At 39.8% G+C, this 25,199-nt stretch carries 19 protein-coding genes; 10 read left to right on the top strand and 9 right to left on the bottom strand.

What is annotated here, in order from left to right; translation table 11 throughout:
- Position 1 precedes the first annotated feature (1 nt).
- Positions 2–1,051, top strand: a complete 1,050-nt coding sequence (locus CXF89_RS06515; protein ID WP_121954131.1) for a formimidoylglutamase — start codon at positions 2–4, stop codon at positions 1,049–1,051.
- Here CXF89_RS06515 and CXF89_RS06510 read toward each other — a convergent pair.
- Positions 1,048–2,712, bottom strand: coding sequence for a bifunctional diguanylate cyclase/phosphodiesterase (locus CXF89_RS06510; protein WP_121954130.1), 1,665 nt, complete (start codon positions 2,710–2,712; stop codon positions 1,048–1,050). The genes CXF89_RS06515 and CXF89_RS06510 overlap by 4 nt on opposite strands.
- 120 nt (positions 2,713–2,832) lie before the next feature.
- A complete protein-coding gene (gene hutI / locus CXF89_RS06505) occupies positions 2,833–4,080 on the bottom strand; it encodes an imidazolonepropionase (protein ID WP_121954129.1) in 1,248 nt (415 codons plus the stop codon).
- Between the two features lie 119 nt (positions 4,081–4,199).
- Here hutI and hutC point away from each other — a divergent pair, with 119 nt between their 5' ends.
- The 3 genes from hutC to hutH all read left to right on the top strand — a co-directional run bounded on the left by hutC (position 4,200) and on the right by hutH (position 8,185).
- Entirely contained in the window at positions 4,200–4,907 is a 708-nt protein-coding gene (gene hutC / locus CXF89_RS06500; protein WP_007582045.1) for a histidine utilization repressor, read from the top strand.
- Between the two features lie 66 nt (positions 4,908–4,973).
- Entirely contained in the window at positions 4,974–6,647 is a 1,674-nt protein-coding gene (gene hutU / locus CXF89_RS06495; protein ID WP_121954128.1) for a urocanate hydratase, read from the top strand.
- A 2-nt stretch (positions 6,648–6,649) separates the two neighbouring features.
- Complete coding sequence (gene hutH, locus CXF89_RS06490; protein WP_121954127.1) at positions 6,650–8,185, top strand: histidine ammonia-lyase; 1,536 nt, start codon at positions 6,650–6,652, stop codon at positions 8,183–8,185.
- Here the strand turns inward: hutH and CXF89_RS06485 are convergent.
- A complete protein-coding gene (locus CXF89_RS06485; protein WP_121954126.1) occupies positions 8,182–8,952 on the bottom strand; it encodes a Rossmann-fold NAD(P)-binding domain-containing protein in 771 nt (256 codons plus the stop codon). The two genes, hutH and CXF89_RS06485, sit on opposite strands and share 4 nt — an antisense overlap.
- 116 nt (positions 8,953–9,068) lie before the next feature.
- Here CXF89_RS06485 and CXF89_RS06480 point away from each other — a divergent pair, with 116 nt between their 5' ends.
- The 4 genes from CXF89_RS06480 (at position 9,069) to CXF89_RS06465 (ending at position 15,739) form a co-directional block, all read left to right on the top strand.
- The gene (locus CXF89_RS06480; RefSeq protein WP_121954125.1) at positions 9,069–11,096 is read left to right on the top strand and encodes a methyl-accepting chemotaxis protein; all 2,028 of its coding nucleotides are present in this window, start codon (positions 9,069–9,071) and stop codon (positions 11,094–11,096) included.
- A 371-nt stretch (positions 11,097–11,467) separates the two neighbouring features.
- Positions 11,468–14,182, top strand: coding sequence for a preprotein translocase subunit SecA (gene secA, locus CXF89_RS06475; protein ID WP_007582061.1), 2,715 nt, complete (start codon positions 11,468–11,470; stop codon positions 14,180–14,182).
- Positions 14,183–14,249: 67 nt separating this feature from the next.
- The gene (gene mutT, locus CXF89_RS06470; protein ID WP_007582062.1) at positions 14,250–14,648 is read left to right on the top strand and encodes an 8-oxo-dGTP diphosphatase MutT; all 399 of its coding nucleotides are present in this window, start codon (positions 14,250–14,252) and stop codon (positions 14,646–14,648) included.
- 23 nt (positions 14,649–14,671) lie between these two features.
- A complete protein-coding gene (locus CXF89_RS06465) occupies positions 14,672–15,739 on the top strand; it encodes a phosphotransferase enzyme family protein (protein ID WP_121954124.1) in 1,068 nt (355 codons plus the stop codon).
- 275 nt (positions 15,740–16,014) lie between these two features.
- Here the strand turns inward: CXF89_RS06465 and CXF89_RS06460 are convergent, their stop codons facing one another.
- The 3 genes from CXF89_RS06460 to pmbA all read right to left on the bottom strand — a co-directional run bounded on the left by CXF89_RS06460 (position 16,015) and on the right by pmbA (position 20,413).
- Positions 16,015–18,090 (bottom strand): M13 family metallopeptidase, encoded by a 2,076-nt coding sequence (locus tag CXF89_RS06460; RefSeq protein WP_121954123.1) that lies wholly within the window; start codon positions 18,088–18,090, stop codon positions 16,015–16,017.
- Positions 18,091–18,505: 415 nt separating this feature from the next.
- Positions 18,506–18,991, bottom strand: coding sequence for a DUF721 domain-containing protein (locus tag CXF89_RS06455; protein WP_024589904.1), 486 nt, complete (start codon positions 18,989–18,991; stop codon positions 18,506–18,508).
- A gap of 72 nt (positions 18,992–19,063) precedes the next feature.
- Positions 19,064–20,413 carry a metalloprotease PmbA gene (gene pmbA, locus CXF89_RS06450; protein WP_121954122.1) on the bottom strand — a complete coding sequence of 450 codons (1,350 nt, stop codon included), beginning with the start codon at positions 20,411–20,413 and terminating at the stop codon, positions 19,064–19,066.
- A gap of 144 nt (positions 20,414–20,557) precedes the next feature.
- Between pmbA and yjgA the strand changes: the two genes are divergently transcribed.
- Positions 20,558–21,091: a ribosome biogenesis factor YjgA gene (yjgA, locus tag CXF89_RS06445; protein ID WP_007582068.1), complete on the top strand. Its 534-nt coding sequence runs from the start codon at positions 20,558–20,560 to the stop codon at positions 21,089–21,091.
- Positions 21,092–21,215: 124 nt separating this feature from the next.
- Positions 21,216–22,589 (top strand): oxygen-independent coproporphyrinogen III oxidase, encoded by a 1,374-nt coding sequence (gene hemN, locus CXF89_RS06440; protein WP_121954121.1) that lies wholly within the window; start codon positions 21,216–21,218, stop codon positions 22,587–22,589.
- Between the two features lie 94 nt (positions 22,590–22,683).
- On the opposite strand, the gene CXF89_RS06435 is transcribed toward hemN, so the two are convergent.
- From CXF89_RS06435 to CXF89_RS06425, 3 genes are all read right to left on the bottom strand, one after another.
- A complete protein-coding gene (locus CXF89_RS06435; protein ID WP_010553820.1) occupies positions 22,684–23,199 on the bottom strand; it encodes a DUF2489 domain-containing protein in 516 nt (171 codons plus the stop codon).
- A 12-nt stretch (positions 23,200–23,211) separates the two neighbouring features.
- On the bottom strand, positions 23,212–23,808 hold the full coding sequence (yihI, locus tag CXF89_RS06430) for a Der GTPase-activating protein YihI (RefSeq protein WP_007582074.1): 597 nt from the start codon (positions 23,806–23,808) through the stop codon (positions 23,212–23,214).
- Between the two features lie 751 nt (positions 23,809–24,559).
- Complete coding sequence (locus CXF89_RS06425) at positions 24,560–25,192, bottom strand: c-type cytochrome (RefSeq protein WP_121954120.1); 633 nt, start codon at positions 25,190–25,192, stop codon at positions 24,560–24,562.
- Between the last annotated feature and the right edge of the window lie 7 nt (positions 25,193–25,199).

The raw sequence follows: 25,199 nt of genomic DNA, 5'->3' as shown, positions 1-25,199 counted from the left end.
CGTGACCTCCCATTTAAAAGTATATGATGAAAGCGCGGTTAGAGCACTCTGCTCTAACCGCGTAAATGAAAAAAAAGCATGGCAATCAATGGCCTTGCTAGACACTCAAGTAAACCTGCAACAAGCACTTATTGACGCAGCTCAATTTGGCATTTGCTACGTACTTCTTGGTATTTGCGAAGATATTGGCCCAAAAGCAAATTTAGGAAATAGCGGTGCAAATGAAGCATGGCCTGCTTTTTTAAAACGTTTTTTAAACCAATCTCATAATCAATTTATTGCCACTCAAAAAGTACTTTTATTGGGTGAAGTAAATACTGATGATTTAATGGCGCAAAGCAACCAACTTAATAATCAGCAAGCCCAGCAGTTAACTCAATTACGAGATTTATGCCAACAACTTGATGAACGCGTAGAGTCAGTATTAAGCCTTATTTTTAAAGCAGGGCTTGAGCCAATCGTAATTGGCGGAGGTCACAATAATTGCTTAGGTATTATTCGCGCGCTAAGTAAGTCAAAAAACACGCCTGTTAATGCTATCAATTTTGACCCTCATGCCGATTTTAGAGAATGTGAAGGTCGCCATAGTGGTAATGGTTTTCGCTACGCGTATAACGAGCAACATCTAAGTAATTACCATGTTATTGGCTTACATGAATTAAAAAATAATCAAGCAATTATAGATGCAATGAGTGAAGCTAACTTTAAGTTTGATAGCTATCAATCTATACAAGTTAAGCGAAAAATTACACTAACGCAGGCAATTGAAAATGCACTAAGTAATTTTAATGATTTACCACTGGGTGTTGAAGTTGATTTAGATAGTATTACTTATATGCCAGTTAGTGCGTATACATATTGCGGATTTAGTGTGAGTGACACTGAGCACTTTGTGCATTTAGCTGCAAGCCACCGGCACTCTAAGTACTTACACTTATGTGAAGCAGCGCCTAGCCAGCACCCTAACGGGTTAGATGTCGGTGCTGCCCATGTAGGGCAAGTGATTAGTGCACTTGTAAATAGCTACCTACAAGCCAAAGAAAACACTTAACGTTGTTGAACCGATCGCCACTCTTTTAGCCAGCTCATTAAACCGATACTACTTAGCGGGTGACCAAAGTAATAACCTTGGGCAGCATAACCTTTTAAGCTTTTTACAAACTTAAGTTGCTCAAGTGTTTCTACTCCTTCAAAAATCACTTTTGTTTTTTGTTGGCTATGCATATCAACCATTCCACCAACTAAACTGCGTATATTGTTTTGATTACTAAAGTCAGCGGTAAGTGAAGGTGAAACCTTAATATACTCAACCGCTAAACTTGGTAACTTAGAAAGTAGTACCGGGTTATCACCAAGTCCATCCACACATACTTTTAAGCCTATGTTATTAAGCCTTGCGATCATGCCTCGACCTTTGTCATCTAAACCAGCAAAAATATGTAAAGGGCATTCAACAATCAAGTCTCCCGCCTCTAAGTGATGTTCATTTATAACAACATCAACAAATTCAACAAACTCTTCATTTAGCATTTCAGGGCCAAATACGTTAATGCTAAGCGGTATGGAAATACCTTCTACTCTAAGCGCCATTGCAAGCTCAGCGGCTCTCTCCATTACAAATTTAGCAAGCGGGTAACCAAGCCCTGCTATTCTTATGTCGTCAATAAAACGATTAGCAGATAAAATTCCTTGCTTAGGGTGCTGCCAACGCAGTAGTAATTCTAAAAACTCAATTTGACCGTTTTCGTTACAAATTATAGGTTGAAAATAGAGTTCTAATTCGCTCGAAAAATCAATATTTGCTAATTCTTTTAGTCGCGCTTGTTGCTCTCGCAGTTCAATCATCATTTGTTGATGATAAGGCACAACCTTGCGATTTGGGTGGCTATCGAGTGCTAGGTATGCGTACGATATTAAATTATCAAAGTTATTGTCTTGCTCATTACAATCAACATAACTCGCCCTCGCTTTTACCTCTACAGTGCAGTTAGCAACATTAAATGGCTTAAGTGTTGCACCCAGTATTTGTTCAATAACCAACTCATGTAAATGTTTTTGATTCGCAAAACTACAAATAAATGCAAAGTTAAGGCCCCCTAAGTGGGCTAGCTTTTCTTGCCCAACTAAAGTCACTATCTCGTCACTTGAAAGCAGTTCTTTTATTCGATTAGCCGATTGTGCTAAAAGTATATCGCCAAAGTCACGTCCTATATGCTGGTTAACTTGCTCAAATCCTTCAAGACGAATAACGATTAACGCTGCACTTACTTGCTTGTTGTCGCACCATGCATAGTAACCTTGGCGTAACTGTTTTCTATCTGCAAAAACCGAAAGCGGAGACTCTTCAATAAATGCATCACCTGTAGGTTCTGGCTCTATCACGACTTCTATTTCAGCGCTTTCGTCATTTAAAAAGCCAACAATAGCTAATAATAATATTGCTAACACAACCCAAAATAACGGAACTTCCAATAATAAATGAGCTGAAAATAGAACAACAAATAAAAGACCAGCCATTGAGCTGGTAATAATCATGCTCCAATTATTTCGCTCGAAGGCTTGCCATAAATGAAAACAAAATCCAAAGGCAAGTAAAATGGCAAGCCAAGCTGCGCCCGTACTCAAAATAGCCAAACCAACAGCTGCTGTGCATAAATAGCTAAATTTAATACTGACATTTTTAACGGCAAATAAAGTGGCAATCATCGCCATCAATAGTGCACCACTAAAAAATATTGGGAAATTACTGTCGGTTAGTATGTTCAAATTAACGGCATCCGTATTCGCTAAAAAAGTTTAAACCAGGTTATATGTGGGTAAAAATAATAAAAATTAGTTAATTCTACCCAAAATCCATAAATTTAACAGTTTATTTACGCCAAATTGGTAACTTAATTGTGATGGATGACTTATTTGCCAATGCGCAATATCAGCTCTTGCACCAACCTTTAAAATACCACGGTCGTCTAACCCTAGTGCTTTAGCAGCATTGCAAGTAACACCTGCCAATGCTTGCTCGGGTGTTAATCTAAACAATGTGCATGCCATATTCATCATCAAGTGCACTGAGCACAGCGGTGAAGTGCCAGGATTAAAATCACTCGCAATAGCTATAGGTACTTTATATTGATTAAGTAACTCAATAGGTGGGAATTTAGTTTCTCTTAAAAAATAAAATGCACCGGGCAATAACACCGCGACCGTCCCAGCGTTTGCCATGGCTTTTACACCCTCTTCATCGAGATGCTCAATATGATCTGCCGAAAGGCCATTGAACTGCGCCACCAGCTCAGCACCATGTTGATTAGATAACTGCTCAGCATGGCATTTTACTGGGAGGTTATGCTTTTTAGCCGCCTGGAAAACACGTTTGGTTTGCGAATAACTAAAGCCTACATTTTCACAAAATACATCGACTGCATCAGCAAGATTATTAGCCACTACCTGATCAAGCATGTCAGTACATACCAAATCAATATATTCATCAGCACGGCCTTTGTATTCAGGCGGTAGAGCATGCGCCCCTAAAAAAGTAGTTTTAATATCAATAGGATGATGCTCACCTAATAAACGAGCTACTTCTAATATTTTTATCTCGTTTTCAGTATCTAGCCCATAGCCCGACTTTATTTCAACGGTGGTTACACCTTCTTTTAACAACGTATTTAAGCGATCTTTTGCATCAACAAACAATTGTTCACGGTCGGCTGCTCTCGTCGCTTTAACCGTACTTGCTATGCCACCGCCTTGTGCCGCAATTTGCTCATAACTTACACCCTGCAAGCGCTGCTCAAACTCTTGCGATCTTGAACCTGCAAACACTAGATGCGTATGACAATCTATTAAGCCCGGCGTTAACCACTGCCCTTTTATACTCAATGTCGGCGTTGCAAACACATCAAAACTGGGCAACGTTGATTGCTCTCCAATCCACGCAATTTTACCATTTTTAATAGCTATAGCAGCATTTTCGATTGCGCCATAAGGGGCATTTATATTGCTATCCATAGTGGCAATATTGGCATCAGTTAAAAGTAAGTCGATTTCTTCTAACTCATAATTTTTTGTTGTACTTTGCATTTTGCAGCCCTTTTTACGCCCAGAGTGATGAAAATATAGTCTAACAACCCATCTTGTATATACAAGATAATTGTGTCATCTTATTTATATAGTTTATTTTTAATGTAACCATAAATTTAATGACGACACCTAAATTTGCGCAAATAAAACAATTCATTGTTGATAAAATTCGCAGCGGTACGTGGCAAGAAAACCAACGTGTTCCCTCTGAAAACGAACTAAGTAGTCAATTTAGTGTCAGCAGAATGACAGCCCGCCGAGCACTAAGCGAATTAACCGAGGCAGGTATTTTAACCCGCAGCCAAGGGTTAGGTACATTTGTAGCCACATTTAAATCGCAGTCATCGTTACTCGAAATAAAAAACATTGCTGATGAAGTAAAAGAACGTAACGGCAACTACACCTGTAGTGTACTCATACTTGAATCAATAAATGCAGTCGCACCTATTGCCATTGCGCTTGGTGTTGAGATTGACAGTGTTGTATATCGAAGTGTACTCGTGCATAACGAAAACGACAGCCCCTTGCAGCTAGAAGAGCGTTTTGTAAACCCTGCGCTTGCGGCTGGTTACTTACAACAAGACTTTAGCACGCTTACACCTCATGAGTATCTATCTAGTGTTGCACCACTTACCCAAGCGAGGCATACCGTAGAGGCTATTATGCCAAACAGCGAAATGTGCCAATGGTTAAATTTATATAACGAAGAGCCATGCTTACAAGTTATTCGACGCACATGGTCTATTAACGGCATTGTAAGCTTTGCGCGCCTTGTATCACCAGGCAGTAAATATCGCTTAGGTGGACACTTAACATTTAAAAAATAACAAACAATAGCGCTTACTGCGCTTTTTTTATAACAAATCACCTTGTATATACAACAGGAGCAAAACATGAACAACCGACTCGACACAAGTCGCGTAATACGTGCACCTCATGGCGATAAAATAAGTGCTAAAAGCTGGCAAACTGAAGCTGCTAAGCGCATGCTAATGAATAATCTAGACCCTGAAGTTGCAGAACATCCTCATGCACTTGTTGTATATGGTGGTATTGGCCGAGCAGCTCGTGATTGGCCAAGTTATGACAAAATTATAGAAACCCTCGATAGACTCGAAAACGACGAAACTCTGCTTGTACAATCAGGAAAACCCGTTGGTGTATTTAAAACCCACAGTAATGCCCCTCGTGTACTTATTGCCAACTCAAACCTTGTTCCACACTGGGCGAATTGGGAGCACTTTAACGAGCTCGATAAAAAAGGCTTGATGATGTACGGGCAAATGACAGCGGGTTCTTGGATTTATATTGGCTCGCAAGGCATTGTACAAGGCACTTACGAGACCTTTATAGCCATGGCAAAGCAACATTTTTCAGGCAGTGCTAAAGGTAAGTGGGTATTAACGGGTGGCCTTGGTGGTATGGGCGGTGCGCAACCACTTGCCGCTACAATGGCTGGGTTTAGTGCGCTAGTTGTTGAATGTGATGAAAGCCGTATCGATTTTCGTATAAAAACAGGCTACGTTGATGTAAAAGCAGCGAACCTTGAACACGCACTGCAATTAATAACCGATGCGTGCATAAAAGGTGAAGCCCTATCAGTTGGCCTACTTGGTAACGCTGCCGATGTATTTAGTACACTGGTTAAAACAGGTATTACACCTGATGTAGTCACAGATCAAACATCAGCTCACGATCCATTAAATGGTTACTTACCACAAAACTGGACAATGGAGCACGCAGCAAAAATGCGTGAGCAAGATCCAAAAGCGGTAGTAAAAGCTGCTAAACAATCAATGGCAGTCCAAGTTAGAGCCATGCTGGCGCTGCAAAAAGCGGGTGCCGCCACTACTGATTACGGAAATAATATTCGTCAAATGGCGTTTGATGAAGGTGTTACCAACGCGTTTGATTTTCCTGGATTTGTACCCGCCTATATTCGCCCTTTATTTTGTGAAGGTATTGGACCATTTAGATGGGTAGCACTATCAGGCGATCCAGAAGATATTTATAAAACCGATGCAAAAGTAAAAGAGCTTATTCCTGATGATGCACATTTGCATAACTGGCTTGATATGGCCCGTGAACGTATTCAATTTCAAGGGCTACCTGCACGTATTTGTTGGGTAGGTTTAAAAGATAGAGCACGCCTTGCATTGGCCTTTAACGAAATGGTTAAAAATGGCGAACTTAAAGCCCCTATCGTTATTGGTCGTGACCACCTCGACTCTGGCTCAGTTGCCAGCCCTAACCGCGAAACAGAAAGTATGAAAGATGGCTCTGATGCGGTATCGGATTGGCCATTACTCAATGCACTGCTTAATACAGCAAGTGGCGCTACTTGGGTGTCCCTTCATCATGGCGGCGGTGTAGGTATGGGCTTTAGTCAGCACTCTGGTGTGGTTATTGTTGCCGATGGTACAAATGAAGCTAAAGAGCGTATTGCTCGCGTACTTTGGAACGACCCTGCAACGGGTGTAATGCGCCATGCTGATGCTGGATACGACATAGCAAAGAACTGCGCCAAAGAACAAAAGTTAGACCTACCTATGCTAAACGAGGAATGATCATGTTCGAACTTACTCTCACACCAGGCTCACTTAATTTAAACACACTGAGAAAAATTAATAATTCACCGGTAAAGTTAAGCCTTGCAAAGCATGCTGAATCGCAAATAGCAGCAAGCGCGCAAACCGTTCAAAACGTTATTAATGAGCACCGCACTGTATACGGGATTAACACCGGGTTTGGGTTATTAGCTAATACCAAAATAGCCGACGACGAACTTGAATTATTACAGCGCTCCATTGTGCTTTCACACGCTGCGGGCATTGGCGAATACATGGATGACAGCACAGTAAGGTTAATGATCACCTTAAAAGTAAACTCGCTTTCGCGCGGCTACTCGGGTATTCGCCTGCAAGTAATCCAATTTTTTATGCAGCTGCTTAGTAGCGAAGTATATCCGTGCGTGCCTAAAAAGGGCTCTGTGGGGGCATCGGGGGATTTAGCCCCTCTTGCGCATATGTGCCTACCTTTATTAGCTGAAGGTCAAATGCGACATAAAGGAAAAATAATTAGTGCAGCACAAGGGTTAAAAATAGCGGGGCTTGAACCTCTTACCCTTGCAGCTAAAGAAGGCTTAGCATTATTAAATGGTACACAAGCGTCGACTGCGTTTGCACTACAAGGCCTATTTAGAAGCGAGAACTTATATGCACAGAGCTGCGTTATCGGCTCGATAAGCATAGAAGCTGCAATGGGTAGTCGCGCGCCATTTGATGCACGTATTCATGATATTCGTGGTCAGCGCGGACAAATAGACACCGCTCAAGTATTTAGAGAGCTACTCGATACGCACTCTCAAATTAGTGATTCCCACGTAAATTGTGAAAAAGTACAAGATCCATACTGCCTTCGCTGCCAACCTCAAGTGCTAGGTGCTTGCCTAACTCAAATACGCCAAGCCGCAGAAGTATTGTTATGCGAGTCAAACGGTGTAACCGATAATCCGCTAGTTTTTGCCGATGTAGGCGACATAATATCGGGAGGTAACTTTCATGCAGAGCCAGTTGCAATGGCCGCCGATAACTTAGCTATCGCAATTGCCGAAATTGGTGCATTAGCAGAAAGGCGAATTGCATTACTTATCGATTCAAACCTATCCAAATTACCGCCATTTTTAGTTGAAAACGGCGGGGTAAATTCAGGATTTATGATTGCCCAAGTTACCGCAGCAGCGCTTGCGTCAGAAAACAAATCATTAGCACATCCGGCTTCGGTCGATAGCTTGCCTACATCTGCAAATCAAGAAGATCATGTTTCTATGGCAACCTTTGCAGCAAGGCGCTTAGATGAAATGGCCAATAATACCCAAGGTGTTTTGGCAATAGAATGGTTAGCATCGGTTCAAGGGCTAGAATTTAGAAAGCCGCTTGAACCATCACATAAAGTGCAAAGCGCTAAAGCGTTGTTACGCGAGCATGTAAGTTACTATGATAAAGACCGCTACTTTGCTCCCGATATCGAAGCTGCTAATACATTACTAAGTGAAGGTAAGCTATGCGACTTCATAGAGAGCAGTCCCCTGCCTTCAGCATATTAAATACCATATTGGTAAGTAAAGCCTAGCGCTTCAATAGCTGAGCCAATAACTTTGCGCTCAGCTTTATCATCACTGGTAAAGCGTGGTAACTCGCCACCATGTTCTGCACACTTCACTGCGTAGTATTCAGCTTTTGTTGGGTGCGCAGGATTAACAACATTATAAATATTTTGCCCTACTTGCCAGTGCTCTATCACCGCAAAAACAGCATTAATTACATCTTGTTGATGCACCATATTTACTACTTGCTCACTTGATGTATTAAGCTCTTTGCCTGCCACAAAACGACCCGGTTCTCTATTAGGCCCTAGTAATCCAGCTAAACGCAGCACTTTCCCGTCTTGCTCAAGTACTTGCTCTTCTGCCTCATAGAGCTTTATTTGGCGCTCGTTTGTGCATGAAATATCGCAACTTTCGCTATATACACCAGGCTCTTGATCGTATACCCCGGTTGATGAGCATAATAAAAAGCCCTTTGCGTTTAACTCCTTTGAGAGCTTAAGCGCTGCGGTGAGTGTTTCAGGATAATTACTTTCACTGTGCCTGCTACGTGGTGGAATAGCACATACCCAATAAGCATTTTGTAAATCAACTTGATGTCTTAATTGCCCATCTTCAAGTGTAAACTGACGCTCAAAATCAAACTCGTGTATATCTGTTCTATGCGTTCCTTGTACTTGCCAATCAGTTTTTTGCGCACTTACGCATAAAACATGCCCTAACCAACCTGCACCTAATACTACTAATTTATTACTTTTATTTGTCATTTTTGTATAAGCCTTTATTTTAAACGCATAATTAGTTCTTTCTATCTAACTTTATAGAGATTTTAAGTAAGATATGATTAGATATAATTTCATAAATAATAAAAATATGCGCACTCATGCTAAATAATTTATCATTACGGAAGAAAATATTATTATTGATTGGTGGAACAATTACCGTTTTACTAATTATCGCCTCAACATTTTTTGTTAAACACATTGCTAATCTCTCTAGAGAAAACATAGAAAACGAAGCACAAAGTTATCTACAGACCGAGCAACTTTCAATGCAAAGTTACTTTGCGATGTACGGTAAAATGGTATCAACCTTTGTTAATAACCCACATTTAATCAATTTTTTTGAAAATTGGGATACTCGCGATCAAGCACTCGAAAGCGCGCCAGGTTACAACGAAGTAAACCAAGACTTTGTGCGTTTAAGCTCAAACGACGAAAACATCTTATCGGCCTTTTTTGCCTCAGCAACCACCGGTGAATACTTTAAAGAAAATGAACGTACAAGTCACTACAACGGCCAGCCTTATTACGCCTACAAGCGTGGTTGGTGGCAAGAAGCCATGCAAGTTAACAAACTTTACGTAGGTCCAATCTCTGTTGATTTAACCACAGGCGTAGCATCTGCAGTAGTACAACAACCTGTTTATAACGCACAGCGTAAACTCATTGGTATGGGCGGTGTTGATTTACAACTAAACAAAATTAACGACATGGTCGAAAATATTCGCTTTAACGGCCAAGGTTATGGATTTTTACTCGATGGAAATCAAAAAGTAGTTCACTTTTCAAAAGCCACTGGACACAAACTTTCAATTACAGATGAAGGTGCAAACGGTAAAGAAGGACTCGATGCGCTTGAGCAACAATTTACAGATACAGCAGGCTTTAAAGAATTAAATACACAAATGCGAAATAACCTTAAAGGCAGCCAAATGGTTACTTTTAAAGGTGAGCAGTTTTATGTGGTTTACCATCGTCTGCAGCTAGAGCAGCCTCATATAGATTGGTATGTAGGTCTACTTATTCCGACTAGCATGATTGAAGAGCCCGTAAATGCCGCAGTAACCGCAACAACAACTGCAGTAGTTATTATCTTAATTATTATATTAGCCATGATTTTATGGGCTACCCATATGATTTCAAAACCCATCACAACACTTACGCACATTATGCGTGATATAGCATCGGGTGAAGGCGACCTTACTCAAAAAATTGATATTAATAGCCAAGATGAAGTGGGACAGCTGGCCAATCATATGAACACTTTTATTGATAAATTACGCGCCATGATGCTAGAAACCGCAGCGCAAGCAGAACAGCTAAGTAATGCAGCAGCTCAGCTAAGACATGTTTCTGAGCAAACTAATTCTGAAATTCAGCAAGAGAAGCAGCAAGTTGATAGCGTCAGCGCCGCGGTAACTGAAATGGCGACTACTGTGCTTGAAATATCACGTAATGCACAACATACAAATAACGCAGCTGAAGAAGTTCAGGCAATTACAGCAGAAGGTGCAAGCCGTTCTACACAGGCGCAAAAAGTAATGACTGAACTTGCGCTACATATTGGTGAAGCATCTAAAGTGGTAGCAGGCCTTGAGCAAGAAAGTAATAATATTGGTGCGCTAGTCGACGTAATTAATTCAATAGCCGATCAAACCAACTTACTTGCACTTAATGCGGCTATAGAGGCAGCTCGTGCCGGTGAACACGGTCGAGGCTTTGCCGTTGTTGCTGATGAAGTACGCTCACTAGCAAGTCGCACACAAGAATCAACTGACGATATTCGTAATATGATTTCGCGCTTGCAGCAAATAGCTCAACAGGCCTCAGTGATGATGCAACAAGGACAAGATCAAACCGAGGGCTCAGTACTGCAAACTAAAGAAGTACTTAGCTCACTTCACAATATTGCGCAGTCGGTCACTAAAGTACAAGACCAAAGTCATCAAATAGCCACGTCAACTGAGGAGCAAACAGTCGTTGCTGAAGATATTAATACGAGCCTTTCGGCAATTAATAACTTAGTGAACAGTACCGCTGACCATGCACATACCCTCGCTGACGAAGCTCGTGACTTAAGTGATTTAGCTGCAGCACTTAACAAAACGGTTAACCAATTTAAATTATAAAACACTCATTTAATAGCTGTGTTTAAGCGTCAAACTTAAGCGCAGCTATAACCCTTGTTTTTAATTTATTTAGCACCATATCTTTACAGTTCGCTGCTATTTCTACTGTAATTGAATAATACAAAGTTATTTTTACGAACCAGATCAAATTTTTCGATTTTATACACAGATCTTTTTATTGAGATAGTTTGTTGTTTGGCAGAGTCTGGTATAGTAGCGCACGTAATAAACAGTGCTTTTTGAGCGGTTTAATACAATATTGCTAATTAATATGTTCTAAGTGTTATTTAAAAGCACATATTAATTACCAATTGTTAAAAATGGGTTAGCCGATACTCGGCTGACAAAGAATACATTGTAACGGTTTTATCATGATATCTAATTTATTTACCAAGCTTTTTGGTAGTCGCAATGACCGCACTATTAAAAACTTAAGAAAGACGGTCGCGCTAATCAATGCGCTAGAAACGCAACTTGAAGCGCTTTCTGATGAAGATTTAAGAGCTAAAACAGCTGAGTTTAGAGAACGTTACGATAACGGACAAGGCCTTGACGATATCCTACCTGAAGCTTTTGCTGTGGTACGTGAAGCGTCAAAGCGTGTAAATGGCATGCGTCATTTCGACGTGCAGTTATTAGGTGGTATGGTTTTACATCAAGGTCGCATTGCAGAAATGCGTACCGGTGAAGGTAAAACACTAACAGCTACCCTACCAGCTTATTTAAACGGCTTAACAGGCAAAGGTGTTCACGTAATTACTGTGAATGACTACCTTGCTAAACGTGATGCTGAAACCAACCGTGCGTTATTTGAATTTTTAGGCCTTACTGTAGGCTGTAACGTACCGGGTATGATGCCACAGCAGAAGAAGCTAGCTTATACTGCTGACATTACGTACGGTACAAATAACGAATTTGGTTTTGACTACCTTCGCGATAATATGGCTTTTAGCATTGATGAACGTGTTCAGCGTCCATTATTTTATGCCGTAGTCGATGAAGTGGATTCAATCTTAATTGATGAAGCGCGTACTCCGCTTATTATTTCAGGCCCAGCTGAGGACAGCTCTGAGCTATACACTGAAATAAATACCATCGTTCCTTTACTTGAACTTCAAGAAAAAGAAGACGAAGAAGGTGTTGAAGGCGACGGCGATTACACTATTGATGAAAAGTCTAAGCAAGTTCATTTAACAGAACGTGGTCAAATTAAAGTAGAAGAGCTACTTACTGAACGCGGCTTAATTGAAGAAGGCGATTCGCTTTACTCAGCAGCAAGCATTACGCTACTAAGTCACGTTTATGCCGCCCTTCGTGCCCACAAGCTATACCAAAAAGATGTTGATTACGTAGTAAAAGAAAACGAAGTAATCATTATCGATGAGCATACTGGTCGTTCAATGGAAGGTCGTCGTTGGTCAGAAGGTTTACACCAAGCTGTTGAAGCTAAAGAAGGTGTAAATATTCAGAACGAAAACCAAACACTTGCATCTATTACGTTCCAAAACTACTTCCGTTTATACGAAACATTAGCAGGTATGACAGGTACTGCCGATACTGAAGCTTTTGAGTTTCAATCTATCTACGGCCTAGATACTGTTGTTATGCCAACTAATAAGCCAATGGTTCGTGATGATCGCGCCGACTTAGTTTACCTAACGCAAGAAGAAAAATACGAAGCAATTTTAATTGACATTAAAGACTGCCAAGACCGCGGACAACCGGTACTTGTAGGTACTATTTCAATTGAAAGTTCTGAGTATTTATCACAGTTTTTACGCAAAGAAAAAATTAAGCACAACGTACTTAATGCCAAGTTTCATGCGCAAGAAGCAGATATCGTTTCAGATGCTGGCCTACCCGGTACAGTAACAATTGCAACCAACATGGCCGGTCGTGGTACCGATATCGTGTTAGGTGGTAACTGGAACAGTGAAGTTGAAAAACTTGAGAACCCAACTGCTGAGCAAATTGCTGAAATTAAAGCAGCTTGGAAAATTCGCCATGATGCGGTAATTGATGCTGGCGGTTTACATATCATTGGTACTGAACGTCACGAATCTCGTCGTATAGATAACCAATTACGTGGTCGTTCTGGTCGTCAAGGTGACGCCGGTTCTAGCCGTTTCTACCTATCGATGGACGATGCATTAATGCGTATCTTCGCTGGTGAACGCATGACTAACATGATGCGTAAACTAGGTATGCAACGCGGTGAAGCAATTGAACATCCATGGGTAAACCGTGCGATTGAAAATGCACAGCGTAAAGTAGAAGCACGTAACTTTGATGTTCGTAAGCAATTGCTTGAGTACGATGATGTAGCAAACGATCAACGTCGCGTTGTTTACTCTCAACGTAATGAGCTACTTGAAGAAGGCGATATTTCAGAAACTATCACAGCAATTCGTGGTGATGTTCTTGCTAGTGTAATTGATCAGTACATTGCACCACAAAGCCTTGCTGAAATGTGGGATATTCCTGGCCTTGAAGAGCGTTTAAAACAAGACTTCTTACTTGAGTTGCCAATCACTCAGTGGTTAGCAGATGACAATAAACTATACGAAGAAAAACTTCGTGAGCGTATTGAGCAGGCGGTTGAGCAGTCGTACAAGCAAAAAGAAGAGCAAGTTGGCGATTCTGTTTTACGTCAATTCGAAAAAGCGATTATGCTACAAAGTCTTGATCAGCATTGGAAAGATCACCTTGCTGCTATGGATCACTTACGTCAAGGTATTCATTTACGTGGTTACGCGCAAAAGAATCCTAAGCAAGAGTATAAGCGTGAATCGTTTGAGCTGTTTTCTGAAATGCTTGAAAACTTGAAAGTAGATGTTGTAAGCATCCTAAGTAAAGTACAAGTACGCGCAGAAGAAGATGTTGAAAAAGTAGAAGAGCAACACCGTAAAAGTGAAAATGCTCCTCGCGAATACCAACATGAAGAAGCTGAGCAAGTAGGTGGCGAAGCGCCAGCACCAGAAACAGCTACTGTAATGGCTCGTACAGAACCAAAAGTAGGTCGTAATGACCCTTGTCCTTGTAAATCAGGTCAAAAATTCAAACAATGTTGCGGTAAATTAAAATAGCCCAATATTGTTATTAGCTTATTAAAAAGCGGCGCTAGCGTCGCTTTTTTTATGGAGTTTTAAAGTAATGACTATAGAAATTGTACATGTAGCTGTTGGTGTTATTAAGAAAAATAACGCTATATTCATTTGTAAACGTGCAGATGAACAACATCAAGGCGGTTTATGGGAATTTCCTGGTGGCAAAGTAGAAGCAGGTGAAAGTGTTTTTGTTGCACTTAAACGCGAGCTTATTGAAGAAGTTGGATTAACAATTCACAGCTCTAGTCAACTTATGGTGATTGAACATGACTACGGCGATAAGTGCGTTAAATTAGATGTACACGTAGTAAGTAACTTTAGCGGTGAAGCACATGGCGCTGAAGGGCAACCTAGTGAATGGGTAGCAATTAGTGAATTAGAAAATTATGATTTTCCTGAAGCTAATGCTGAAATTATCGAAAAAATAGTAGCCCGATACGCATAATAAACTAGGTACAAGTGAGCACAATGAACATCTCAATACAAAATAAGCTAAGCGAACAATTAGCATTAAATACTGAGTTAACTCAAGTTAGTGTGATTGGTAGCGGCCATATAAATAGTACATGGCTACTTACGTGTATTGATAAACAGTTTATTGTGCAAAAACTTAATACTGAGGTATTTAAATACCCTGCTCAGTTAGTAAGTAATGCAAAACTAATTGAGCAGCATTTAAATACCAAACAACTACAAAGCAACTACCCCCTTGAAACAGTTAAGCATATAGCCATACAAAACAACGAACACTTAATAGAAATTGATAGCGCGCATTATCGCGTCCTCAACTATATTAGTGACAGTTACAGCGAAGACGTTGTTAAAAATGCGCAACAGAGCGAGCAAGCGGCTTACGCCTTTGGCGTATTTGCTCATGCATTACAAGATTTTGATACACAACAACTACATACTGTAATTCCTGATTTTCATAACTTAGCGATGCGCTTTGAGCAATTAAATACCGCAATCACAAATAACTCTGTAAATAGAGTAAAGCACTGCGCTGACGAAATAGAATATTGCTTATCACAGCAGCATTTAATTACTGAGCTTAGTAATATAGCTAAGCAGATACCGCTTAGAGTGTGTCATAACGATACAAAAATAAATAATATGCTGTTTTGTAGTGCAACTCACAAAGCAAAAGCAGTGATTGATTTAGATACCTGCATGGCGGGATTTAGGCTTTATGATTTTGGCGACATGGTACGCACTTTCTGCTCCCCCGAAGCCGAGGATTCAACAAACTTGCACAACGTTATTATTCGAAAAGATATATTTTCAGCCATTGTTAAAGGCTATGTAACGCCATTAAAAAGCGGCATGAGTACAAAAGAACAAGAAAGCCTGCTGTTAGGCGCTAAAATAATGCCGCTCATGTTAAGTGTGCGCTTTTTAACTGATTACTTAAATAACGATGTGTACTTTAAAGTGGCTCATGCAGAGCATAATTTAGAGCGAGCACAAAACCAACTCGCGCTTTATAAAAATATACTCAGTAACGAAAAATGGATGCACCAATGCTTGATGAGCTAAAGCTTATTTAACCTGAACTCTGGTTAAGAGATTTATTAACGTATTGAATCATGGTGATATTTAAATTTATTTTCTCTAGCCAGAGATTTTTATTGAAAACAAGGCGAATTTACGCGTCAATAGCTGGCCTATTGCAAGTAAATTCAACGCAGTTAGCGCTGAAACTAGCTGCTTGAGATAGATTTATTATCCATAGTTCAGGTTATTTACAAATTCAAGATATAAAAAAACCAGTAAGCTAAAAAACTTACTGGTTTTTTGTTGTTTATATGCAATTACCAGATTTTTACGCGATCTTCTGGTTTGATATACATTTTATCACCTTCTTTTACGTCAAACGCTTCGTAAAACTCAGGCATATTCGACAAGATACCGATTACACGGTAGTGACTTGGTGAATGAGGGTCTGTTAATAAACGATTACGTAACTCTTCATCGCGATAGTTACGACGCCAAATTTGTGACCACCCCATAAAGAAGCGTTGATCGCCTGTGTAACCATCAATCACTGGTGATTTTTTATCACCTAAAGACAGCATATACGCTTTATGCGCAACCGTTAAGCCACCTAAGTCACCAATATTTTCGCCAAGCGTTAGCTCGCCATTAACACTTGCATCTTCAAACGGTTTATATTCGTTATACTGTGCAACTAAAGCCGCTGTACGCTCTTCAAATTGCTTAAGGTCAGTCTCACTCCACCAGTTACGTAAGTTGCCATCACCGTCGTATTTAGCACCTTGGTCGTCAAAACCATGACCAAGCTCATGCCCAATTACTGCACCAATTGCGCCGTAGTTTACAGCATCATCCGCTTCTAAATTAAAGAATGGCGGTTGTAAAATAGCTGCTGGAAATACAATTTCGTTGTTTACTGGATTGTAATACGCATTTACTGTTTGCGGAGTCATGTGCCACTCAGAGCGATCAACTGGTTTACCCAATTTAGCAATCATGTCTGCGTATGCCCATTCGCTATAACGAATGTAGTTACCTACTAGCTCATCTGAGTTAATATCTAGCTCTGAGTAATCTTTCCACGTGTCTGGGTAACCAATTTTAGGCGTAAATTTGTCTAGTTTTTCTTTCGCTGCAAGCTTTGTTTCAGGGCTCATCCACTCAAGATTTTCAATAGCAACACCGTAACCTTTAATTACGTTATCAACTAATTCTTCCATGCGTGCTTTAGCTTCTGGCGGGAAGTTATCTTTAACGTATACCTTACCTAAAATTTCACCAAGTACACTGTTAGATGCATCAACCGCTTGTTTCCAAAGAGGTGCTTGTTCTTCTACGCCACGAAGTGTTGTGCTGTAAAAGTCAAAGTTAAGGTTAACTAAATCTTCACTAAGTAGCTCTGCATAACCACTTACAAAATGAAATTTTAAGTAGCTTTTCCACGTCGCTAAATCAGTGTCTTTGTAAATAGTAGCAAGTGCTTCTAAATAGCTAGGTTGACGTACAATAATGTCACTTGCACTCACGCCAGCATCTTTAAAGAATGCAGCTAAATCAAGGTCACCCATCAGCTTGCTTGCATCTGCTACTGTCATCTTGTTATAAGATTTAGTTGCATCACGGCTTTGCACACGGCTCCACTGAGCATCAGCTAGTGTTTTTTCAAATGCAAGTACGCTCTTAGCAGCTTCTGCTGCATTTTTAACGCCTGACTTAGCTAAAACATCAGTGATGTATTGCTCGTAAGAAGCGCGGATTTTAGTGAATTTTTCGTCATCTTTTAAGTAATAGTCACGATCTGGTAAACCAAGACCCGACTGAGATAAATACAATGCATACTCGCTTGAGTTTTTAGCATCGTTATTTACAAACCAACCAAACGGTAAAGTACCGCCTTGTTTTTGAATTTTAGCCATTAAACCCACTAAATCAGCTTTAGATTTAACGCTATCAATTGTATCTAATGACGGTTGTAATGGCGTAATACCTAGCTCATTACGCGCATCTTTATTCATATAGCTTTTATAAAATGCACCAATTTTGTACTCATCACTGCCTTTTTTAGCGGCTTTGTTTGCGGCTGCACTTTCAAGGGCTATTTTCATCGCTTTTTGCGACTCATCATATAACTGCGAAAAAGAACCGTAGTTAGATTTATCACCTGGTATTTCAGTTTTAGCTAACCACTGACCATTTACATGGTAGTAAAAATCGTCTTGTGCGCGTACTGAACTATCCATATTAGCTAATTCAATACCAAGCTCTAGTGGTTTTTCAGCGGGTGCTGTTACTACTGGAGTGTCGGTTACTTTTGTTTCTTGTTGTTTTTCACCACAACCTACCAAGCCAAGCGCAAGTGCGATACTTGCAGCAGCCATTGTTACTTTATTCATAATTATTCCGTTTGTTAGTTAGAATTGAATCATACCAATCTGCTTATATATGGGGTCTATTTAACGTTAAGAAAATTACGCTAGAACCAGGCAAAAGTTTTTGTATCTAGTTGCTCTAAATAAAAAATTTTTAACGACGTTATAGTGCAATTTAATTCGTTAAATTGATCAAAGACTTATGCAGGTTGGTATCACATACCAACTCCATTAAATTCTTGAATATAGCAGGAGTAAAAATAGCACTGCCTACACGCTTTTACTTAATGGAATGGGTATCAAAGAGCTTTCGATCAATATAAAGCCCACGCAGTATCATAAACCTCATTAAGCCAACAATAAAATGGAATATGTAACAAAGTATTTTGAATGCGGTGAGCTGCCAAATTAGCCCCACCAATAACAAGATGGTGGGTAGTTAAGACTTACTTTTATTTTTTCCGTGAAGCGCTAAACGCTCTAGTTTTTCTTTTAAAGAAGGGGGTGCAGAAGATGCTATCGCGTTTAAGTAATCAGCTGTTTGCTCACTCATTTTACGTGAGTTGGTAACTGCAGGACTGCCCGACTTATTCGCTGTACTTAATCTCTGAGTTGCTTGAGGATTTGCAGTTATTTTTATTTGCCCGAGCTCTGCCATTCCGGCAGCTCTAAAATGTGAAAGCATATCCATTTTTAAATAATTAAGCCTAAGCGCGATAGGTGCAGATACCGCCTCTATCATTAGCGTACCGTCTCGGTAATTGCTGACTCGGCATTTATCACCCAACTTAGGGCCTAAAAAATCTTTTAATAGGGTTTGCTGTGTATCAAGTGCTTGGCTTTTGCCTGCATAAGCCGATAAACGATTATTTAACCCCGCCATAATATCGGTTAGCGGTTTTGGTGCATATCTATCTTTAGCCATTTTACACCTCGTAAAAGCTCACTTAGACCCAGAGATAATACTCTAGGTCTAAGTATACACTGCGTATTAATACTACGCGCCGGCTATTTGCATTTGCTCTATTAATACTGAGCCAGTTTGAATACCACCACGGCGTTCGATGTCACCACCAATAGCAGATATGCCTTTAAACATATCTTTTAAATTACCAGCAATGGTAATTTCGCTTACAGGATATTGAATTTCACCATTTTCAACCCAAAAACCAGCAGCACCACGAGAGTAATCACCCGTTACGGTATTTACGCCCTGCCCCATTAGCTCTGTAACTAATAAGCCGGTGCCCATCGTTTTTAATAGTGCAGTTAAATCGTTATGAGTTTGCTCAACAAGCCAGTTATGTATACCGCCAGCATGTCCTGTTGGGGTCATATTCATTTTACGCGCGGCATAACTTGCTAATAAATAAGTTTGTAGCTCGCCACCTTGAATAATTTCTCTATCGAATGTTTTAACACCTTCGCTATCAAACGGTGATGATGCCAACCCTTTTAAAATATGTGGGCGCTCAGCAATATTCACACAATTACTAAATACTTGTGTGCCTAAGCTATCAAGTAAAAAACTTGATTTACGATAAAGTGCGCCACCACCTATTGCCGACACTAAGTGACCAAACAATGAATTTGCAATATCGGCTCTAAAAATAACAGGCACTTTCATTGTGCCTAACTTTTGGCTATTTAATTTAGCTAGCGTTTCAGCTGCTGCTTCAAGCCCAACTGCTGCTGCGTCATTTAAACCCACTTGATCGCGTGCAACAGTATAAGCAGAGTCGCGTTGCATCTGCTCGCCATCTTGACCTATTACCATCGTACTAATGCTATGACGAGTGCGTGGAAAGCCCGTTATCAAACCATGGCTGTTACCATAAACACGTAATCCTTGGTGAGATGAAAAACTCGCACCATCAGAGTTAACAATGCGCTCATCTGCGTTTAATGCAGCTTGCTCAGCAGCATGACAAAGCTCAATACCTTCTTCAGGGCTTACATCCCAAGGATGGTATAAATCTAAATCTTTAGGATTAAATTCAAGTAACTCTTTGTCAGCAACGCCGTTAAATGGGTCATCCGATGTAAATTTGGCTATATCAATCGCTTTTTCGACTACCATGCGCAATGTTTTTGGATTTAAATCAGCTGTCGATGCTGAGCCTTTATTATTACCAACATATACACTAATGCCTAAGCCGCCGTCTTGGTTAAACTCAATGGTTTCTACTTCACCCATTCGTGTACTAACCGATAAACCAGACGTGCTAGACATGGCAGCTTCTGCAGCTGTAGCGCCTAATTTTTTAGCATGTTCGAGTACTTCTGCTACCGCATCTTTAACTTGCGATATTTGAGAATAAATTGGATCGTTTTGTTGGCTTTTCATAAATTAAGTCCTGAGCCTTAGAGGCATAATGCACGCATTTCTTATATTTAAATGCTAACACACTCAATGCATCACATCAGCTAATATTCCTAAGTATCATATTCATGTATAATGGCAAAAGTTATTTTTATTTAAGAGCACCCCATGGCAAAGAAAAAAGGCAAGCCTGCTGAAATTGAAGAAGAAATTGAATATGTATCAAGAACGGAGCTTAAGCGCGAAGCGCAAGAGTTTCATCAGTTAGGTACTGAAATTGCCAAAATGGGTAAAAAACAGCGCGAACGCCTGCCATTAAATGACGATTTAAAAGCGGCAATGGTTGTTGCTGATAAAATAAGTAATAAAAGTGACGCGTACCGCCGTCACTTAAACTACATCGCTAAAACGTTGCGTACTGTAGAAAACATTGACGCTATTAGAGCGATTATCGATGTAATGCTTAATAAAAATAACCAAGCTGAAGTATTGGTCAAAAAAATTGAGCAATTACGTTCAGACCTAATTGAACAAGGTGATGACCTTATCAATGAGACTATTGAACAGTTTCCGTCTCTTGATCGTCAGCAAATGCGTCAATTGGTTCGTAATGCGGCGAAAGAAGCGAAAGCTGAAAAGCCGGGTAAAGGTTATAAAGAGTTATTTCAATATCTCAAAGATGCCCATACTGTTACGTATTAATTAGACCGCATTAATTGATATTTTATTAAAAAAGGTGCTTCGGCACCTTTTTTGTTATAGATCAAACCGCCTCACTGCGTACTTTTTTATAATCACCCCCTAAATAAATACTTAGGTGCGCGTGATGATTAAACTTCCACACTGGGATCAAACCCTAATAAACAAATATAATGTGTCTGGCCCGCGTTATACCTCGTACCCCACCGCTCTATCACTGCGTGATGGGTATCAACAACAAGACCTACTAAGCGCTGTAGAATCGTCAACGAGTCGTTCACTCTCTCTATATATTCATATCCCGTTTTGTAGCCAGCTTTGCTACTACTGTGGCTGTAATAAAATAATTACCCGCCATCAATCTAAGGCCGATACGTATCTCGACTTTTTAGCAAAAGAAATTACTGCCCAAGCTCATTTATTTAAAAACTACACGGTTGAGCAATTACATTTAGGTGGCGGTACTCCCACCTTTTTAACCGCAAAACAAATGACTCGTCTAATTAAGCTTTTAGAGCAGCACTTTAATTTTACAAGCACAACAGAGCGCGGCATTGAAATAGACCCACGCTCACTTGCCGATAATATGCTTGTTGATTTAAGAATGCTTGGCTTTAACCGTGTCTCATTTGGGATTCAAGACTTTAACGACGACGTGCAACTTGCTGTTAATCGCCCGCAAAATGCAGATACGGTTAAGCAATTAATTACACAAGCTCGCGAGCTGGGATTTCAATCTATTAATGCAGATATGATTTACGGGCTTCCTCTGCAAACGCCAGAGAGCTTTAAGCAAACTATAGAGCAACTTATTGAGTTAAGCCCTGACCGAGTATCGGTGTTTAACTACGCGCATTTACCAGAGCGCTTTGCCGCACAGCGTAAGATTAAAGATGCAGATTTACCCAATGCACATAATAAACTCACTATGTTTAAAAACACGCTGGAGCAGATGACGCAAGCAGGCTATCAATTTATTGGTATGGACCACTTTGCAAAAACCGATAACGAACTAGCTATTGCGCAAAATGAAGGCAAGTTACATCGTAATTTTCAAGGTTATACAACACATGGAAATTGTGATTTATTAGGCTTAGGCGTATCATCAATTTCACAAATTGGCACTGCCATTTTACAAAATCAAAAAGAATTAAAACATTATTACCACAGCGTAGAAACACAAATCGGCTGTGCTCTTAATAAAGGTATGCACTTAACACATGATGATGTAATTCGTGCTGATGCAATTAAGCAGCTCATTTGCCAGTTTGAATTAGATATACAAGACTTTAGCGAAAAGCATGCGCTTATATTTAATGACTACTTTGAGGATGCATTAATTGCGCTTACGCCACTTATAAAAGATGAACTAGTCACTATAAATGATAATAAAATTAGCGTAACGCCACGCGGCAACTTATTCATTCGTATTATTTGCATGTGCTTCGATGCTCATTTACAAAAACAAATAAATGCGACGCGTTTTTCACGAGTGATTTAGCAGATCACTAATTTAATGCAATTAGTATGAAAATTTTTACGCATAAAAAAAGCAGACCAAGGTCTGCTTTTTTTGAGTACTAGAAAAATTAAAGCTAGTTAAAAACCACTTTATCGCTGCCAGGAGCGGCTTTAAACTCGATGATAATTTTAGCGCAATCGGCTTTAACTTCATCTTTAAGTGTTTCTTCAGCTTGCCAGCGAGCCTTATCTAGCTTAAAAATCTCTTTTTTAGCATATTTTTTACGTGCATCGTGTGTCGGCATTTCTTTAACTACCTGGTACATTTTATAAATGCCAGGATATTGTGTCGTTAAATCACGCTCGCTCTCAAAGCCATATTGAGACATAAGTACCCAAATACGTAAACAGCCTTCAGAAAACTCACACTGCTCTTCATTCATTGCACGCGCAATTAAATGAATACTATCGGCTAGTTTGGCATTTCGCTTTAAACGCGACTTCTCAAGCTTTTGCTTTTGTTCAGCCTGCGTTTTAGCAATTAACTTTTTTTGCGCATTTAACTTATACAGCAACTGACCCGCATAAAATGCCAGACCAACTATTATAGCAGCGCCTAAAAGTAAGGCTAAAATTACCGCGGTACTCATTATTTATCCTTACTATTTGTCGTCTTCATCTAACCATTCGTTGGCTAAATCGTCAGATAAGTATTGATCGAAATCAGAATTGCCTTTGCTTTCAATATCATCTTCAAGGTCATCTTCAAATTCGTCTTCATCCTCGTCTTCAATACCAAGAATTTCACATAGCGCCTGATGACGAGCAATACGGCTATTAAAGTACTTAGCATCTTTACCAGTTAGCATTTCACCTTCTTCATGACGCTCTACTAATTTAAGTAAACGCTCGTCATTCTCAAGTGCTTCTAGCTCTTGTTCAGGTGTAAATTCAGGCTCGATTACCTTTTTCAGCTCAATAGTTGGCTTTAAGTTGCGTTTCATTTCAACTTTAGGCTCAGGCGCAGTTGCAATTAATGGTACCGGCTTTTTACTGCCTACACGCTTATCTTTAGGCGCGTGACCAGCATTATGGCTTTCGCTATCTAGTAAATCTGGCGCGTTACGAGAACCTGGCTTAGCGCCTTTGGTTTTTTTAACTCGCTGCTCTTTTAATGCGCGCATTTCTTTAAGCTTATCTTGGCTTAAACGAACAGGTCCGTTTGCTGGGCTTTTGCGTGACTTTTTAGTTCTACTCATATCTTGATCATCTCACTTAAGAGGTTTTGAGCGAAGCGCAAATTAATGGGCATCGCAGTGCTGGCCTAGCCAGAAGAATTCAGTTTGCGCTTAGAGGTTGGGTCTCTCATTTAAAAGCGCCTTAGCTAATTAATCGCTAATTTTAAACGGTGGGTATTGTAACAGGACAAATAAAAAGGCGGTAGAGAAAACATCTCTACCGCCTGCTAATCTGAGCGCCATTATCTGGACACTTCTCCCTTCGACTTTTTTTAGTCTTTATTATTTTTATTATTATCAGTCCGTATTGTTATTATTTTTACGTTCCTTGTTACATTCCATTTTTTTTTATTATTAAACTTCCATGAGTTTTTTATTATTTTCGGTCATCCTGACACTTTTTTATTATTTCCTTTAGTAGCACTAATCTTATGCTATGTAGTCATGCCGCGTTACTTTCCTTGGTAGTTATTTCCGTTTTGTTATTGTTGTTTTGCGACAGTGGTTAATTTACTCGTTAATGATTTTGTTACAACTGGTTTATATAACTTTTATTATCTTTATTACATTGAGATATAAAAATAAACATAAATTACAATAAGTTAATCAATAATAAAAAATGAAAAGAAGACTTTTCTTACAACCAGACATGGTCAATGTCTTACATTGAAACGGACGATATCGTTAATTTTTGACACAAAAAAAGCAGCCTAGGCTGCTTTTTTTAACACATTGTAGTTTATTTATTATTAACTGCTAAATAAATACGACTTTAGTGTAAGCCACCTAAATACTGAGAAAGTACTTCGATGTCTTTATCTGTTAATTTTTTTGCAATATCGCCCATCATGCCATTTAAGTCATTATGACGAGTACCATCACGGAATTTTTCAAGTTGAGCCTTGATATATCCTGGATGCTGAAAAGAAATTTTTGGAAACTTAGCAAGTGACGAGCCATTACCACGTGGGCCATGACATGCTGCACATGATGGAATTCCACGTTCTGCATCGCCTGCTTTAAAAAGCATCTCGCCAACTTCAACAACATCTTTAGGTGTAGCACCTTCAGACATGTTCATTGAAGAAAAATAAGCAGCTAGATCTTGCATGTCTTGCTCGCTAAGTGGCATAGCCATAGCGCTCATTACTGGATCCATACGCCCTTCTTTGCCGCCTGATGTCATACCTAATTTTAAATCCTGAAGTTGCTTAAGGATATAATCTGGATGTTGACCTGCAATTTTAGGGTAAATATTAACCGGCGCATTACCGTCTGGGCCGTGACAAGCCGCACACGTTGCTGATTTTTCTTTACCTGCGTTTACATCGCCATCAAATGCTGTTGCGTTGCTTGCTGACAACGCACCAAGCAATATTGTTAAAGATAGTGCTATTTTTTTCATGGTGAAT

It is taken from the genome of Pseudoalteromonas sp. MelDa3 (assembly GCF_002863625.1).
GTDB classification, from domain to species: Bacteria; Pseudomonadota; Gammaproteobacteria; order Enterobacterales; family Alteromonadaceae; genus Pseudoalteromonas; species Pseudoalteromonas arctica.
This window is presented reverse-complemented; position numbering and strand designations above follow the sequence as displayed.

Coding starts and splice junctions, on each gene's coding strand:
- CXF89_RS06510 (WP_121954130.1), bottom strand. CDS start 2,712: ATGGCGATGATTGCCACTTTATTTGCCGTTAAAAATGTCAGTATTAAA.
- hutI (WP_121954129.1), bottom strand. CDS start 4,080: ATGCAAAGTACAACAAAAAATTATGAGTTAGAAGAAATCGACTTACTT.
- hutC (WP_007582045.1), top strand. CDS start 4,200: ATGACGACACCTAAATTTGCGCAAATAAAACAATTCATTGTTGATAAA.
- hutU (WP_121954128.1), top strand. CDS start 4,974: ATGAACAACCGACTCGACACAAGTCGCGTAATACGTGCACCTCATGGC.
- hutH (WP_121954127.1), top strand. CDS start 6,650: ATGTTCGAACTTACTCTCACACCAGGCTCACTTAATTTAAACACACTG.
- CXF89_RS06485 (WP_121954126.1), bottom strand. CDS start 8,952: ATGACAAATAAAAGTAATAAATTAGTAGTATTAGGTGCAGGTTGGTTA.
- CXF89_RS06480 (WP_121954125.1), top strand. CDS start 9,069: ATGCTAAATAATTTATCATTACGGAAGAAAATATTATTATTGATTGGT.
- secA (WP_007582061.1), top strand. CDS start 11,468: ATGATATCTAATTTATTTACCAAGCTTTTTGGTAGTCGCAATGACCGC.
- mutT (WP_007582062.1), top strand. CDS start 14,250: ATGACTATAGAAATTGTACATGTAGCTGTTGGTGTTATTAAGAAAAAT.
- CXF89_RS06465 (WP_121954124.1), top strand. CDS start 14,672: ATGAACATCTCAATACAAAATAAGCTAAGCGAACAATTAGCATTAAAT.
- CXF89_RS06460 (WP_121954123.1), bottom strand. CDS start 18,090: ATGAATAAAGTAACAATGGCTGCTGCAAGTATCGCACTTGCGCTTGGC.
- CXF89_RS06455 (WP_024589904.1), bottom strand. CDS start 18,991: ATGGCTAAAGATAGATATGCACCAAAACCGCTAACCGATATTATGGCG.
- pmbA (WP_121954122.1), bottom strand. CDS start 20,413: ATGAAAAGCCAACAAAACGATCCAATTTATTCTCAAATATCGCAAGTT.
- yjgA (WP_007582068.1), top strand. CDS start 20,558: ATGGCAAAGAAAAAAGGCAAGCCTGCTGAAATTGAAGAAGAAATTGAA.
- hemN (WP_121954121.1), top strand. CDS start 21,216: ATGATTAAACTTCCACACTGGGATCAAACCCTAATAAACAAATATAAT.
- CXF89_RS06435 (WP_010553820.1), bottom strand. CDS start 23,199: ATGAGTACCGCGGTAATTTTAGCCTTACTTTTAGGCGCTGCTATAATA.
- yihI (WP_007582074.1), bottom strand. CDS start 23,808: ATGAGTAGAACTAAAAAGTCACGCAAAAGCCCAGCAAACGGACCTGTT.
- CXF89_RS06425 (WP_121954120.1), bottom strand. CDS start 25,192: ATGAAAAAAATAGCACTATCTTTAACAATATTGCTTGGTGCGTTGTCA.